This is a genomic window from Tychonema sp. LEGE 06208, from assembly GCF_015207505.1.
Taxonomy (GTDB): Bacteria; Cyanobacteriota; Cyanobacteriia; order Cyanobacteriales; family Microcoleaceae; genus Microcoleus.
This window is the reverse complement of sequence record NZ_JADEWT010000006.1, coordinates 92,859-108,008: the sequence shown is the minus strand read 5'-3', so window position 1 is coordinate 108,008 and position 15,150 is coordinate 92,859. Positions and strand designations below refer to the sequence as shown.

Annotated in this window: 11 protein-coding genes; 7 read left to right on the top strand and 4 right to left on the bottom strand. The window is 45.7% G+C overall.

Going from position 1 to position 15,150, the window contains the following annotated elements; all coding sequences use genetic code 11:
- Window positions 1-370 precede the first annotated feature (370 nt).
- From IQ263_RS03105 to IQ263_RS29710, 4 genes are all read left to right on the top strand, one after another.
- Entirely contained in the window at window positions 371-1,768 is a 1,398-nt protein-coding gene (locus tag IQ263_RS03105; protein ID WP_194066128.1) for an amidase, read from the top strand.
- 218 nt (window positions 1,769-1,986) lie between these two features.
- Window positions 1,987-3,990 carry a cation:proton antiporter domain-containing protein gene (locus IQ263_RS03100; protein ID WP_194066127.1) on the top strand — a complete coding sequence of 668 codons (2,004 nt, stop codon included), beginning with the start codon at window positions 1,987-1,989 and terminating at the stop codon, window positions 3,988-3,990.
- Between the two features lie 476 nt (window positions 3,991-4,466).
- A complete protein-coding gene (locus IQ263_RS03095) occupies window positions 4,467-6,125 on the top strand; it encodes an alpha/beta hydrolase (RefSeq protein ID WP_194066126.1) in 1,659 nt (552 codons plus the stop codon).
- 37 nt (window positions 6,126-6,162) lie between these two features.
- On the top strand, window positions 6,163-6,366 hold the full coding sequence (locus IQ263_RS29710; protein WP_370588936.1) for a hypothetical protein: 204 nt from the start codon (window positions 6,163-6,165) through the stop codon (window positions 6,364-6,366).
- A gap of 133 nt (window positions 6,367-6,499) precedes the next feature.
- Here the strand turns inward: IQ263_RS29710 and IQ263_RS03090 are convergent, their stop codons facing one another.
- A complete protein-coding gene (locus IQ263_RS03090) occupies window positions 6,500-8,179 on the bottom strand; it encodes a DHA2 family efflux MFS transporter permease subunit (RefSeq protein WP_228049758.1) in 1,680 nt (559 codons plus the stop codon).
- Between the two features lie 158 nt (window positions 8,180-8,337).
- Complete coding sequence (locus tag IQ263_RS03085; RefSeq protein ID WP_194066125.1) at window positions 8,338-8,973, bottom strand: TetR/AcrR family transcriptional regulator; 636 nt, start codon at window positions 8,971-8,973, stop codon at window positions 8,338-8,340.
- A gap of 858 nt (window positions 8,974-9,831) precedes the next feature.
- On the opposite strand from IQ263_RS03085, the gene IQ263_RS03080 reads away from it, so the two are divergent.
- On the top strand, window positions 9,832-10,056 hold the full coding sequence (locus IQ263_RS03080) for a hypothetical protein (RefSeq protein ID WP_194066124.1): 225 nt from the start codon (window positions 9,832-9,834) through the stop codon (window positions 10,054-10,056).
- A gap of 296 nt (window positions 10,057-10,352) precedes the next feature.
- On the opposite strand, the gene ilvC is transcribed toward IQ263_RS03080, so the two are convergent.
- Entirely contained in the window at window positions 10,353-11,402 is a 1,050-nt protein-coding gene (ilvC, locus tag IQ263_RS03075) for a ketol-acid reductoisomerase (protein ID WP_194066123.1), read from the bottom strand.
- A 310-nt stretch (window positions 11,403-11,712) separates the two neighbouring features.
- Between ilvC and gloA2 the strand changes: the two genes are divergently transcribed.
- Both gloA2 and IQ263_RS03065 read left to right on the top strand, forming a co-directional pair.
- Complete coding sequence (gene gloA2, locus IQ263_RS03070; RefSeq protein WP_194066122.1) at window positions 11,713-12,099, top strand: SMU1112c/YaeR family gloxylase I-like metalloprotein; 387 nt, start codon at window positions 11,713-11,715, stop codon at window positions 12,097-12,099.
- A gap of 109 nt (window positions 12,100-12,208) precedes the next feature.
- Complete coding sequence (locus tag IQ263_RS03065; protein WP_194066121.1) at window positions 12,209-13,501, top strand: endonuclease/exonuclease/phosphatase family protein; 1,293 nt, start codon at window positions 12,209-12,211, stop codon at window positions 13,499-13,501.
- On the opposite strand, the gene IQ263_RS03060 is transcribed toward IQ263_RS03065, so the two are convergent.
- Window positions 13,468-15,150, bottom strand: coding sequence for a dynamin family protein (locus IQ263_RS03060; RefSeq protein WP_194066120.1), 1,683 nt, complete (start codon window positions 15,148-15,150; stop codon window positions 13,468-13,470). The genes IQ263_RS03065 and IQ263_RS03060 overlap by 34 nt on opposite strands.

The window sequence follows — 15,150 nt, the reverse complement described above, 5'->3', positions numbered from 1 at the left end:
GCCCTGGAGGTGGGGGTGCTCCGGGTAGGGGCGGGCGAGGTGCTGGCGGGTGCTGTTGTGTCATATGCGCTACCTTGGTTTGCTGAGAAGGCTGACTCGAACAGAGGATTTGTGGAAGTGGCACAATGCCGATCGCCCGAAGAGCGTCTCTTGCACAAAAGCTGGACTATTCCGATCAGTCTATCCCAAAAGAAGAGCACACGGCGTTGCACCCGTAAGGAAATATTCTGCCCCTTGCAGGATGCGAGTCAAATCGAGCTACTATCGAATATGGATTTTTGACATGGGAAATATTTTTTTCCAGCCCACATTTTTACCTGCCAAGTAAGTATAAATTGATACTCAATAAAGCCGTTAAGGACTTAAACCGATGAATTCTGTCGATCGGGCTTTTACTCCAGCCCTGGAATTAGCGAAGTCGATCCGCGATCGGGAAGTATCGCCTCTAGAAATTGTAAATCTGTACTTGGAACGGATCGATCGATTAAACCATCAGCTTGGTAGTTATTTTACAGTAACGGCCGATCGGGCGATCGAACTAGCGACAGCGCAAACCGAACACCTAGCAGGCTTAAACAAGTCAGAGGAATTGCCACCGTTTTTCGGAGTGCCGATCGCCATCAAAGACTTGACACCAGTTGCCGACATTCCCTGTACTTACGGAGTTCAGGCACTGCACGGTAACATATCTCCCTACAACGAGTCAGTAGTCTGGCGGATCAAAGCAGCCGGATTTAACATTCTGGGCAAAACAGCAACCTCTCAAATAGGCTCATTGCCTTACACCGAGCCCCCAGGTTTCCGACCCGCGCGCAATCCCTGGAATTTAGGCTACACGCCCGGAGGTTCCAGCGGCGGCTCAGCAGCGGCTGTAGCGGCCGGTTTGTGCGCGATCGCCCAAGGTTCAGACGGCGGCGGTTCGATCCGAGGCCCAGCTTCCGCCTGCGGTTTAGTCGGCATCAAACCATCGCGCGGGCGAGTTTCCTGGGCACCAGTCGGAGACTACCTAAGCGGCATTTCTGCCAACGGCCCTCTAGCGCGTACCGTGGCTGACGCGGCCGCACTTTTGGATGTAATGTCAGGGTACACAACCGGCGATCCGTACTGGCTACCAGACCCAAATCCCACGTTTCTAGAGTCTGCCAGTGAAAAATTGGGCAAGCTGCGAATTGCTTTTTCTACCAATATTGCTCCCGTCGGTGAGGCAGCGCCTGTGTGTCAGCAAGCGGTGCTCGATACCGTAAAATTATTGGCAGATTTGGGTCACGATGTCGAACCGGGATGCCCTGATTTTACGGGTTTAATCGAACCCTTTACAGTAATTTGGCAGTCTGGGGCGGGTGCAAGCGGCATTCCCAGCAAAGTTTTGGAACCGATGAATCGCTGGTTGTTGGAAAGAACTGTTTCTGCGGGAGAATATCTGCGGGCGGTGAATCAAATGCAGGTTATTTCACGGCGGATTGTGGGATTCTTTGAAAATTTTGATGTCTTAGTTTTACCGACTTATATGCACTCGCCAATTGGCATCGGCGAGTGGGCTGATTTGAGTTGTGAGGAAACTTTGCAGCGGATTATTAATTGGGTTGCTCCTTGTCCGCCATTTAATGCTAGCGGTTTGCCTGCGATCGCACTTCCGGCAATTTTAGATGATAACGGTTTACCCGTGGGCATTCAAATTATCGGGCGGCCGGCAGCGGAAGCAACTTTAATTGCTTTGGCGGCGCAGATGGAAGCAGCAAAACCTTTCCCAGTTTTGAATTTTCAATAGGTTTGTAGTGAGGACTAAAGTCCTTGGATTTAGATAAAGACTAAAGTCCTCACTACAAACCGATATTTTGCTAAAAAACCGAGTCAATTCCGGTCAATTGTAGTTATCAACAATAACAACTGCAATTTTTCCAAAATCCCTCTTTAGATTGATAAATATTTAGAGTTTTTAGGGAAAAATTAGTAGCAATTCTGTGCGAATATGTAGGATAAAAATTTATGCTAGCTTCCGGGCCAATTACCGCTCCAGTTCCCGTTTTTCTGGTTCTTTTAGCAATCATGCTAATCGCCCCTCTAGTATTTGAGCGCTTGCGATTGCCGGGAATAGTCGGTTTGATTATTGCTGGCGTAATTGTCGGCCCCAACGGTCTCAATTTGCTGCAACGAGACGCTACTATTGTTTTGTTAGGTACTGTAGGATTGCTGTTTTTGATGTTCCTAGCGGGACTGGAAACTAGCCTTGATGACCTCAAACTAAATGCTGACAAAGCTATCATATTTGGCCTGGCTACTTTTGCCCTACCGATGATATTGGGGACTGGAGCAATGCTGCTGTTGGGGTATAGCTTGCTTGCTTCAATTTTAGTCGCTTCTTGTTTAGCTACCCACACGCTTTTAGCCCTACCAATTTTGACAAAATTGGGATTGATGCGAACTCAGACTATTACTGCGACTTTGGGCGGGACTTTAATTACAAATGTCTTGGGACTGTTGGTGCTGGCAATTGTTGTTAAAGCTCACAAAGGAAATCTGACTCTCGATTTTTGGCTGTTTCTAATTCCATCTCTTGCTATTTACACTTTTGCTACTTTGTGGGGAGTCCCCAAAATCGGCCGCTGGTTTTTTAAGAAATTTGGTCACGACGAAAACGCCGAATTTATGTTTGTACTGGCTACGCTGTTTTTGGTTTCTTACGCAGCCGAAATGATTCAAATTGAGCCAATTATTGGTGCGTTTTTATCGGGAATTGCCATTACTCAAATCATCCCCAAAATGAGTCCGCTGATGAATCGGATTGAGTTTATTGGGAATACGCTGTTTGTGCCGTTTTTTCTGATTTCTGTGGGGATGTTGATCGATCCGCTAATTTTGGTGAAGCAGCCGCAGTCTTTGTTGGTGGCGGGGGTGATAATTTTAGCAGAATTGGTGAGCAAGTTTTTGGCAGCTTGGATACCGGGGAAAATCTTTGGTTTTAAGTTTCCCAACATTATGGTAATGTTTGGTCTTTCTGCTGCTCAAGCTGCTTCTACTTTGGCTGCAATTACGGTTGCTTTTAACATTGAATTGGTCGATCGCGTAGTGGTGAACGGGATCATTTTCATGATTTTAGTAACTTGTGTCGCTTCTCCTTGGATTGTATCTCGGTGGGGTCAACAAATGCAGGAGCCGGAGTCAAGTTTACCGGCTGCTACTTCGGGAAAGCATTCATGGGGAGATCGAGTTTTAGTACCTGTTGCTAACCCGAATACGGAAGATAATTTGCTGCGTTTGGCTTTGATTTTAGCTAAAACATCCCAGGGAATTTTGCTACCTCTGCATATTTTGTCCGATCGCGGGGAACCAATTTCGCCGGCACAGAAAATGCAGCAAACTCAACTTTTGAGGGCTGCGGAAACTGTCGCTAACGCCGCTGATTGTGCGGTGGAACCGATCGCGAGGATAGATGATGCGATCGATCGCGGAATTCTGCGGAGCGCAACCGAACGCGAGGCTAGTTTAATTGTTTGCGGTTGGAAGGGATTTTCCACGACTCGCGACAATTTTTTTGGCAGCATCATTGATAATATAGTGAGGCGATCGCCCGTACCGGTACTGATTGCTCGATTTCCCCATCCTATCCAAAATACAGCCAGAGTTATTTTAGCGATAACTGACAGCGATTTGACTCGGTTTGGATTTGCGGAAACCGTGGATATTGCTAAGAGTTTGGCCCAGGAACTTAAGGCGAGTTTACAAGTATTGTTGGTGGCGACAAAACGCGAACAAGCTAACAAAAGTGCCACTAAGATAGAAATTCTTTCTGAGATACCGATAAATCGGGTGCGGGGAAATTTTGTCAAGCAGGTTTCGCAGCAGTTGTTAGAACATGATTTGCTGATTTTACCAACAATTTATCAGTCGCAGAATTTGTGGGAACAACCGGGAACTCTTAAAGAACCGGAATCGATCGCCCGCGCTCATCAAGATCTTTCGATGCTTGTGGTTTATTTCCCTAAATCTTAAGTAATATTTTAACTGCAGATCGTCTGATCGACCTGCATTCATCTGCGGTTAAAATGCAAGAGAGTCTATTTTTACAGCGGATTTACTCTCGCTTGCTGGCCGATATCAAGTGTATGGAATTAGCAGCGACAAGCAAAGTATACTTGAGTTGGATAAATATTCTATAGAGCCGGTTAACCGCAGATTTTAAGCTGATAAATACTGATGGACGCAGATGCTTTCGATCTTGTGTGCGATTGAGTACAAAAGGTCTAGTGTAATGGGATCATCTGTGTTTGGCCTTAACGCTGTGCGATCGTCCTCGCTGGCTTTCGGTGATGGAAGCCCTTCGAGCAAAGCCGATCGCACTAATACAAAAAATTATACAAAAATTAGAGCGGACTTCAGCACAATTTCTCGACATCTGAGGCAATTTTTCGGTATCTGAGAGACTTCTGAGAATATAGTGATATTGTTTCTAGTTGAATCAAATAAAAATGAGCATTAGACCCCATTTCAGATGGTTTTCGTCAATGGTGAGTGTTTGTAGCGCGATCGCGATCGGCACTTTCAGCAGCGTCACATCCTCTGCAAAAGCTGCAGAAACCGTTGTTCTCCGCAAAGGTATTTTAGAATCGTCAATATCGGTTGCGGATTTGCGCGAACTCGCAAAAACCGGAAAAGTACCCAAAAAACTGCAAACATACGCCGATTTGCTGTCTGACTCACAGCGCGGTCAAATTTTTGGCGCGCTAACAGCGAAAATTCCCCTCAATGTAGTCGGTTTGAGCAACTTGCTAAATACGCGCATCGGGAGTGCGATCCTGACTGATTTGACGACAGTCATACCGAGGCGCGACGGTGCTGGTGTCGAAGCGCTGCGAGCGGCTTTGGTGTTGGGTGCGAACGCGCCGGAAGGCTTATCGGTACTGAGTTTTATAGAATCTTATCCGAGCTCGCGGGTAGTCGTGGATCTCGATCGAGCTTTCTCGGTTTTGGGAAATTTGAACGCGGGTTTTTGGCAAACTCAGCGGTTTATGGCGGCGATCGCACCTCAGTTAGCAGCCGTTAAACCGGCGCTTAACCTGCCTTTCGACCCTAGCCTACCGGGCCCCAATTCGGTGCAGGTATTGAAGCTAGATTTGAACGACAGCGCCCGCAATCGGCGCATTCCGGTTGATGTCTACTGGTCGAAAGCTGCGACGGCTGACAAACCAACGATCGTCTTTTCTCACGGTTTGGGTTCTGTCCGCACGGATTTGCGCTATTTGGCCGAGCATTTAGCGTCTTACGGCTATGTGGTGGCTGCTTTAGAACATCCGGGAAGCAACGAAACGAACACCAATGCTGCGATTGCGGGTAAGTCTCGGTTATTAGCTCCTCAAGAGTTTTTAGAGCGTCCCAAAGACATCAGTTTTGTGCTCGACGAACTAGCAAAATTGAACCAAACTGATGATAACTTACGGGGGAAAATCGCGATCGACCGATCGATGATAGTTGGCTATTCCTTCGGCGGCGCCACAGCCTTGTCCGTAGCGGGTGCCGAACTGCAATTGAGCGGGCTCAAACAGCGCTGTCAGGGCGATTTGATTGGGTTTAGCTTGGGCGAAGGGATTCAGTGCGCGGCGGCGGGATTGCCCGAAGAACGGTATCAATTGCGGGATGCGAGGATTAAAAGGGCGATCGTCATGAATCCCACAACATCATTACTATTTGGAGAAACAGGCTTAAGTAAAATTAAGATTCCCACATTAATAGTAGCATCTTCAGCAGACAAAACAACACCCGCCTTAGTCGAACAAATTGCCGGCTTCCCAAAAATTCCCTCACCCAAATGGCTAGTCGGATTTGTAGGAGGAACCCACTTAAGCGTCAAAGATCCGAGTACAACCTTAGACCAAGTTGGGAGGCCGAGCACAGTAATTACCGGCGATGAACTTGTCGGCGACCAAGCCGCGAGCATACGCAATTATATTAAAGTTATCAGTTTGGCAATGGCCGCTCAACTAACAGCAGAAGCCGACAAATATGCTATCTTTTTAACCCCAGAATACGCGCAATTTGCCTCAACAAACGCAATTCCGGTGCGCCTAATAACAGAAATTCCCCCAGAAACTAATGCAGTCGTGCAAACTTTCATTCAAGGGAATAAGTAGTCAGTAGTCAGTAGTCAGTGGTCAGTAGTCAGTAGTTATTGGTTATTGGTTATTAGTTATTGGTTGTTGGTTATTGGTTATTGGTTATTGGTTATTGGTTATTAGTTATTGGTTATTGGTTATTGGTTATTGGTTATTGGTTATTGGTTATTGGTTATTGGTTATTGGTTATTGGTTATTGGTTATTGGTTACTTGCTACGAATTCCCCATTTCCAATTCTCAATTCCCAATAACAACTAACAACTAACAACTAACAACTAACAACTAACAGTCAACAGTCAACAGTCAACAGTCAACAATCAACAATCAACAATCAACAATCACCTGACGGTACAAGTGGAATTGATACAGCACTTTGCTTAAAATCAAGCAATTAGTGAGCAGCAGGTACTTTGGCTCCAGCGCCTCCCTTGCCGAGAAACAGCAGCAATGGCAGCGAACAGAGAAAGACAATGCCGACAAAGCGAAAAATGTCTGCGTAGGATAGAACGGCTGCCTGCGTATTGACTAATTGGGAGAGCGCGGCGAGGGCTTGTTGTTCGGCGGTTGCGGCATCAGAACCGCGACTCTGAAACAAACCAATGAGTGCACTGAGCCGCTCCGTTGTTTCTGGATCGTAAGGCGTTAACTTTGCCAACAAAATGGCTCGATGAAAAGCCTCTCGTTGAGCCAGCAATGAGGTCAGAATGGCAATGCCAATACTACCGCCGAGCTGACGAGTCAAGTTATAGAAGCCGGAGCCAGCCGATACATCTTCTTTGGGGATGGAACCCAATGTTGCCAAACTTAGGGGCAGGAACATCAAAACCGTAGTTGCACCGCGCCAGATTAGGGGCCAAAACAAATTATCAGTTCCGGTTTGGGGCGTGATTTTTGCCAGCTCAAACATCACGGCTGCCGTTCCACAGGCTCCCAGCGCAATTAAAATGCGGGCATCCACCTTAGTCGAAATTTTGCCCAATAAAACCATTATGATGGCGGACGCTAAAGCTCCAGGAGCGAGTAGAAATCCGGTTTGCGTTGCCGAAAAGTGCAGCACGCCTTGAGCAAACAGCGGTACAGCAAACAAGGCTCCGTACAACCCCATGCCCAAAATACCAGAGTAAAGGCTACCGGCTGCCAGGGATTTATGCCGCAGAACCCGCAAGTCAACTGCTGGTGCTTTGGTGCTGAGTTCTCGCCAGATGAACAGAAACAGCCCCACAACCGCCACAAACGCCAGGAGCGTAATGAAACCGGATTCAAACCAGTTTTCTTTTTCCCCTTCTTCCAAAAATCCTTGCAAACTACCTACCGCAATACACAGCAGTACAATTCCTGTCCAGTCTACTTTCTGCTGGCTCCGTCCGTGTTGCTTCGAGTCTGGTCGGAGAAAGACGATCGCCATGATGACAGCCACAATGCCGACTGGCAAATTGATAAAGAAAATCCAGCGCCAGCCTAACGTATCGGTCAGATAGCCGCCTAGCGTGGGACCAATAGCCGGACCTGCAATCACCCCAACCCCAAACACCGACTGCGCTAATCCCTGTTCCGCAGGGGGAAAAGTTTCAAACAGAATCGCTTGCGCTTTTGCCAACAGTCCGCCTCCGCAGAAGCCTTGAAGAATCCGAGCTACCACTAACATCGGCAGGTTGATGGATAAACCGCATAACATCGAGGCTGCTGTGAACCCGATCATGGAAAAGACAAAGTAGGTTTTCTTGCCGAATAAGTCCCCCAACCAGGCTGAGAGCGGAATCATCACAACGTTGGCGATCGCGTAACCCGTTACTACCCAAGCAATTTCGGTCACGGTTGCGCCTAATGTCGCCTGCATATCTGTTAAAGCAACGTTCACAATGCTGGTATCAATGACTTCTAGAATGGCTCCCAGAGAAGCCGTCAGGGCGATCGCCCACTTGAGCGGTCCCTGCACGTACCCGGCTGCATCATAGGTAGATTGTTTCAATTTTTTTAATGGTTTTGCTCGCTTTTGTTGAGCGTTTTGTTGAGCGTTTTGTTGGTCTTGAGGCTCAGACTCTTCCAACTCGGTAAAAGCCCGAATATCCATAGAATCTGGCTCAGTTGATTGACTCTGTATTTGAGGGCGTTCCATCTTTCGTCTCTACTTCTGCGATCGCACGCGAGGCTGGTGCTTCCCACCACCGCAACGGGTTAGGGTGCTTCAATCGGAAAATGCCAAATTCATAGGAAAATTGTCAGGAGTCTTCATTCTGGAGACGGAGTACGACTTACAGAAGACGCTGCTGTGCTGACTCCCCGCACAAATAAATCCACGCACCCTTCGATGTATTGCTTACGGCTGTAGCCCCGGTTTACTTGAAAAACATGGCGGCGAATCATACCAGACAGCAGCATTCCAGTCAATTGATCCACTGCCAGTGACAGGTCAACATTCGGACAAACACTGCCGCGTTGAACACAGGTTTGTAGATAGGAAATTAGTTTTTCACGCAGCGGTAAAAATGATTGCTGAAGCACCTCCAGTGCTTCTGTCGGATGCCGGTGAGCTTCACCAATAAACATCCGAAATAGAGCTTCGTACTCCTCCAACATATCGTCGTGGAGGTTTGCATAATGCAGGAGATCGCGGCGTAGGTCATAAGTCCATTCGTCTTGATGCGCCAACGCCTCCGTCCGCAATGCTGTAATGTGGTGGGCAACCGCACTCAACACTTGCTCTTTGCTCTGAAAGCGGCGAAATAAAGTGACTTCACTCACATCTGCAACACGAGCAATTTCACGAGTTGTCGCTCCAACGTAGCCTTCTGTAGAGAAAACTTCAATCGCCGCTTTCAACAGGCGATCGCGCGTTTCCGCTGCACTTCGATTCGTTCTACTCATCTTAATTAATGTAAGCACTAACTTACATATTCTAGATCGCCAAAGGGCCGTAGCTTCAGCACAAAGACGGATTTTTGAAACACAGGAGGGATGGATTTACGCTCAGATGCCGGAAACTAGGAAAAGTCGTCGCGCTCCGAAACTAGCGCTCTTTCATCACTCTGGATAAAATAAAACAACGGCATACCAACTCGATCCAGAGTCTAATGTTGTATATCCACAACATTTATTCATCATATTTAATAGTTCTAGAAATCCGGCTTTTAAGCTAGGAATATCAAAAATCAAAAGCCAAGGCTTGAGGGGATTGTAAAAGATATAGGGTTGAATTATCAGTCACCAATTATTTAACGTAGATTTCTATCATTCACTAAAATTCCACCATGTATGCTCACTATATTTTAATATTTATTGAGGTATGCCCTGTGTATGAAAACAATTTAAGATATGGGATTACTCTTCCACACTCTCGCGTGTCACTTGATTAGTTTTATGTTTTTTTGTCAGCTAATTAACAAAAATGCACCCACAAACTATTTCCCACCACTTCGATTTTTGCTAATAACTTGTTAGATCGTTTTCGGTTGGTTCGGAATGATGTTAACTGTTAAACGTTGCACCTAAACCTCGCCGAAGTGTCGAACCATCAGGAAACTGCACGCGCTATTTCCCTACAATTAATCCCGGAATCGTTACATCTTTAATCGACGAAAATTGATTATTTTGGGGTAGGGGAAACGGTATTGCCGTCTCCGAAACTGCTGAGGTCTATTTTTCTTGAGCCGTTGCTGATATATTTTGTCCGTACCAGGGCAAAATATAACAAAGCGCTTTCACAAACTCCACTCCCAAACTGCCATGCCTAAAAAAAATGTTATTCCGCTGTTGCTTTTGTTTATAGTCCTGTTTACCCTTTACGGTGACAGTTTAACTTTTCTGCCCAAACCGATAAGAGATACCAGCGTCGCCAGTAGAAATTTCTTCGTCGGGTTGTGGCCCAATTGGCTGAGACCGAGAGATTTCAACGAGCAAAGGGAACAGCAGATTGAGAAATTGCAAAAAAGTCCTACTCCCAGTAGATAGTTTGGAGCTACCAGCGACAAACCAGGTTTCTTTAACAATATCTAGCCACTTTTTTGTAAAAAACTAAAAATCAATAACTTAAACATCTGTCACACTCCTCTCTCTCCAAAAACGACAAGGTAGAGAGAGGCAGAGTCTCCGCACCTGCATTACCAGGCAGAGCCTGGTAACGAGCAACGAGCAATTTTACTCCGCATCCTACGGTTAGTTAGCAGTTCAGATTTTAGATTGAACGAACAATCTAAAATCTCAAACTTGTTCGGAGCAAAGCCGAAGAATCTCAAATTTACAATCGATTAGGCTTGCTTTTTCAACCAGCTAAACATAGCTCGCAAATCTTTGCCAACTTCTTCAATGGGATGCTCTGCTTCTTGACGGCGCATGGAAGTAAAACCAGGTTTGCCGGCTTGGTTTTCGAGAACGAATTCGCGAGCAAATTGGCCGGATTGAATTTCGCTGAGAATTTTCCGCATTTCGGCGCGGGTGTCATCGGTGACAATGCGGGGGCCGCGAGTTAAATCGCCGTATTCTGCGGTATTGGAGATGCTGTCGCGCATTTTGGCTAGGCCTCCTTCTACTACTAAGTCAACGATAAGTTTAACTTCGTGCAAACATTCAAAATAAGCTAATTCTGGTTGATATCCAGCGTCAACTAAGGTTTCAAATCCAGCTTTAATTAAGGCGCTCAAACCGCCGCACAAAACTACTTGTTCGCCAAAAAGATCGGTTTCTGTTTCTTCGCGGAAAGTGGTTTCCAGGATGCCGGCTCTGGTGCCGCCAATACCTTTAGCATAGGCCATTGCCCGATCGCGCGCTTGACCGGAAGCATCTTGATATACTGCAAACAAACTCGGAACGCCTTCCCCTTGTTCGTAAGTCCGGCGCACCAAATGTCCGGGGCCTTTGGGGGCTACCATTACTACGTCTACGTTGGCTGGGGGCACAACTTGGCCGAAGTGAATGTTAAAACCGTGAGCAAATGCTAAAACATTTCCTTCGGAAAGATTCGGTTCGATTTGTTCTTTGTAAATAGTTTTTTGAACTTCATCGGGTAATAAAATCATGATGAAGTCAGCGGCGGCGGCTGCTTTGTCTACCGGGTGAACTGTTAAACCCGCCTCGGTTGCTTTGGCTGCAGATTTGCTACCGGGATACAAGCCGACAACGACATTCATACCGCTGTCTTTGAGGTTGAGGGCGTGGGCGTGTCCTTGGGAACCGTAGCCAATGATAGCAATTGTTTTGTTGGCTAACAGGTCTAGGTTAGCGTCGGTGTCGTAATACATACGGGCCATAATGCTTGTCTCCTGAGATGCAAATTGGGTGATTGACTGCAAAACTCTCATCTTATCAAGTAGGGTGCTTTTTTTTGCAGAAATTTTTCAATTAAGATTTGGACGGGGGAAAATAAAGGTCGATCGCCCTGAATGTCGCAGGGTTTGTCGCCGAGTCTGCGATCGTCAAATATAATTGGTTAATAGCGTGCTGTGCATTTGAAAAAACCTCGCATCTTGCACTATTCTCGCTTAACAGGCTCTCCGGCCTGTTCCACAAGAAAATTTACTCTTTGTGGAACAGGCCGGAGAGCCTGTTCATAAAAGCTTATTGAGAATGGTGCAACATCTCAGAAAAACCCAACTAACTAACTTTTTTCAGATGAAAATAAAGGCAATACATCATGTGGCGATTATTTGCTCGGATTACGAAGCGTCGAAGAAATTTTATGTAGAAGTATTGGGATGTTCCATTATCAAAGAAACTTTCCGAACCGAGAGAAATTCTTACAAACTAGATTTGCGAGTCGGAAATGGCGACACCATCGAGCTTTTCTCATTTTCCCATCCTCCTGAAAGAATTAACAATCCTGAAGCCTGTGGCTTGAGACATTTAGCTTTTGCAGTTGAGAACATAGAAGCATCAGTTGCTTACTTAAAATCCCAACAAGTAGAAGTAGAAGAAATTCGCCTTGACGAAATTACCGAAAAAAGGTTTACATTTTTCCGAGACCCCGACAACTTACCATTAGAAATATATGAGAATTAAGGAGTCTCTTTATTTTTTCAAGCCGTTATTAAGTCAACCAGTCCGTAGTGATGACTATAGAAATTGCATCATTCATCCCCCTCTAAAATCTAAAATATAAAATTGTATAATGGACAGATTAATCAGAAATACAATCACTATCGGATTGCCGACTTTAATGCTCTTTATCGCCATATTAGCTACAGGAAAAACAGGTGATGCAGCCGTTTGGTCGGGTTTGGTCAAAGTCGGCGGTTCCTTTGGTATGCTGATCGGTTTAGGTGTGTTGGTATTTGCAGGATTTGTTGCCAATTCTGTGAGTTATTTTGTGGTAGATGGCTTGGGGGTGAGATTTTATCAAAAGCGGCGAGAGTTGGAACAGGAAGAACAACTGGTAACAGAAATTGATAAATTGCCGATTACTAACGACCTTAAAATCAAGCTCAAATGGGCGGTGATGTACAGCAGCAACAACAAAAACATTAGCTTGAAGCACGTAATTTTAAAATGGTTTATTATCGCAGCAAGTGTAAATGCCCTATTTTCAATAGTCGGTTATTTGAGAATAACTAACATTTTTTTTGAATTGAGTTCTCATTTTAAAGTACAATATCTGCTGGTTGGTTTCTCTACTTTGATATTTTTCGCTCTGGTGCGCTCCCCAAAAAGATGGTTGTTGGTGAGCGCATTTTGCACGATCGTTAATTTGGCTGAAATTGTTCCTTGGTACTTTCCAGCGCCAGCATTTGCAGGAGCAACTAGCGCACACAACTTGCGGATTTTGCATTCAAATGTTTTAACGAGTAACCGACGCTATTCTGAGGTGATATCGCTGGTTAAAGCAGAACAACCTGATATCGCGGTTTTTGTCGAAGTCAGCACAGTTTGGGCAAAAGAGTTAGCAGTTTTAAGCGAGATTTTTCCTTACTCTTCCAACCTGCAAGAATCTGAGAGATTTGGCAGTGCAATATACAGCAAGCTGCCTTTAGAAAATGCTTCTATTAAAGCTTTTTCAAAGCGAAGAAAGAGCTTGTTTACAGAGGTGAGATTTCAAGGTAAAATCATTTCTCTGATTCTTGCTCATCCGACTGTGCCGATCAAACAGGAGAGTTTTATCGATCGCAATAAACAGCTAGCAGGCATCGGCGAGTATGCAGCCCAAATCAAAAATCCGCTGATTGTGGTTGGGGATTTAAATACCACAATGTGGTCGCCTTTCTACAAAAATATGGTAAAAACCGGAAATTTGCGAAATGCGCGATCGAGCTTTGGCATTTTACCGACTTGGCCGACTTTTATGCCACTGGCTTATATTCCGATCGATCACTTTTTAGTCAGCAAAGAAATTGGTGTTTTGAAGATTCGTACTGGCCGCAATGTCGGTTCGGATCATTTGCCGTTAATTACAGATTTAGTCATTTGAAGGCAGGATTCGATATTTTCTAACAAATTATTGATTAACTGTATCTGATATTGCTGAATATTTGTCTGTAGTGGCTCTTTGCTGTCTTGAAAACAGATAACTTTTCCGGCGATTTCCTTGTAGTGTTGCAGCATGGAAAAAGTATCGGTGCTGAAGCGAGCGAGATAGTTTTTAGCAGCCTCGCTGCAAATTTCCGTTACTTGATTGAGATAAGCTTCTGACGATTCAGGCGGCTTTTCATACCCAGTTCTTTTATTCAAAATATAGCTAGCACCGCCGACTACTGCGGCTCCCACAGGCCCGCCCAATAGCCAACCTAAGCCTGTGGCGATCGCCACTGGAGCCACTTCGCCCTCGTTCGACTTTTGAGGTGGAGGTGGCGGCGGCTCCGGTAAAGAGACTTGCGGGGATGGAGGAAACGAAATCAAAAGCGCGATCGGCTGTTCTTTATCAAAGAATTCGCAAGCTTTATTTACCCATTCTGCGATGCTTTGCTGCTGATGTAAGACCTCTCGCTGAAATTTTAGCTTCCACGCATCAAAACTTCCTTCCTGGAGCGACACCGCCATTTCCGATTGATACCGCTGCAAAAGTGTGGGCTGGTAAAGCCAAATCTCGAAATCGGAAACGCTGGCTTGAAAGCCTTTTGATATCAGTTTTTCGGCTTTTTGTTTAATTTCAATTTTGTCTTTGTGCTTTTTTTGAGCTGCGACTATTTCTGCAGCGACAGTTTCAGCTTTGGCTCGGAGAGATTGGCAAATTTTATTAGCTATAGCTTCAATTCTGGGCAACTTAACTGCTAGTTGTTCCTGTTGAGCTGCCACAATACTTTGCAAAGCCGATTCAAACGTGGCAATTCCTGTAGTTTGGGCGGCCGCCACATCTCCTTTCAGCCTCGCCCTCAAAGCCGGCAAAGCATCGACGCGGTAGATATTGCTGATATTGTTCGGCAAGTTCGAGCGAAAACTTTCGGCAACAAACAACAAGCGATTGTAAACTTGTTTTTGGTCGTCTGGTTCGAGTAGATTGAGAAAATTGGCAACAAAGACGACTGTGTTGATGTTGCGATCGCTCAACCAATCTCTTAAGTTCTCTCGTTCGCCTAAAGTCATCAATTTGCGAGCATCTAAAACCTGCACAACTAAATCAGCCGTTAGCAATTTATCGCGAACCAAATTATCCTGTTCTTCGCGATCGTTGGTTCCCGGCAAATCCAGCAATTCCACACCCGTTTTCAGGAAGGGATGGGGGCAGTAAACATTCACTGCCGCCACATCATCCCGCATTTGTCTCGCGTCGTCAAGGATGGCGTAGCGTTTCAACACATCAGTCCCCGGTTCGCTAACTTCCGTGCCATCTTTCAGGGTAATTTTTGCGTGCAATTCCTCGCCGTAGTTGACATAAATGGCAGCACCTGTAGTGGGCACGAGGTCGATCGGCAAAGCACGATTTCCAAGCATTGCATTCAGCAAAGTTGACTTGCCGTAATTAAACGGGCCAAAGACAGCAATTTGAAAAGTTGGTTTGGCGAGATAGTCGCAGATTGAGGTGGTATCTCGGTAAAGTTGGGAGTTTTTGTCGAGTTCGAGGATGCCGAGTGCTGATTTGAGATTGTTAGTTAAATCTTGATAAGTTTCGGGTTGTTGCAT

Excerpts from the sequence above, each read along its gene's own strand:
- IQ263_RS03105 (WP_194066128.1), top strand. The coding sequence starts at position 371 with ATGAATTCTGTCGATCGGGCTTTTACTCCAGCCCTGGAATTAGCGAAG.
- IQ263_RS03100 (WP_194066127.1), top strand. The coding sequence starts at position 1,987 with ATGCTAGCTTCCGGGCCAATTACCGCTCCAGTTCCCGTTTTTCTGGTT.
- IQ263_RS03095 (WP_194066126.1), top strand. The coding sequence starts at position 4,467 with ATGAGCATTAGACCCCATTTCAGATGGTTTTCGTCAATGGTGAGTGTT.
- IQ263_RS03090 (WP_228049758.1), bottom strand. The coding sequence starts at position 8,179 with ATGGATATTCGGGCTTTTACCGAGTTGGAAGAGTCTGAGCCTCAAGAC.
- IQ263_RS03085 (WP_194066125.1), bottom strand. The coding sequence starts at position 8,973 with ATGAGTAGAACGAATCGAAGTGCAGCGGAAACGCGCGATCGCCTGTTG.
- IQ263_RS03080 (WP_194066124.1), top strand. The coding sequence starts at position 9,832 with ATGCCTAAAAAAAATGTTATTCCGCTGTTGCTTTTGTTTATAGTCCTG.
- ilvC (WP_194066123.1), bottom strand. The coding sequence starts at position 11,402 with ATGAGAGTTTTGCAGTCAATCACCCAATTTGCATCTCAGGAGACAAGC.
- gloA2 (WP_194066122.1), top strand. The coding sequence starts at position 11,713 with ATGAAAATAAAGGCAATACATCATGTGGCGATTATTTGCTCGGATTAC.
- IQ263_RS03065 (WP_194066121.1), top strand. The coding sequence starts at position 12,209 with ATGGACAGATTAATCAGAAATACAATCACTATCGGATTGCCGACTTTA.
- IQ263_RS03060 (WP_194066120.1), bottom strand. The coding sequence starts at position 15,150 with ATGCAACAACCCGAAACTTATCAAGATTTAACTAACAATCTCAAATCA.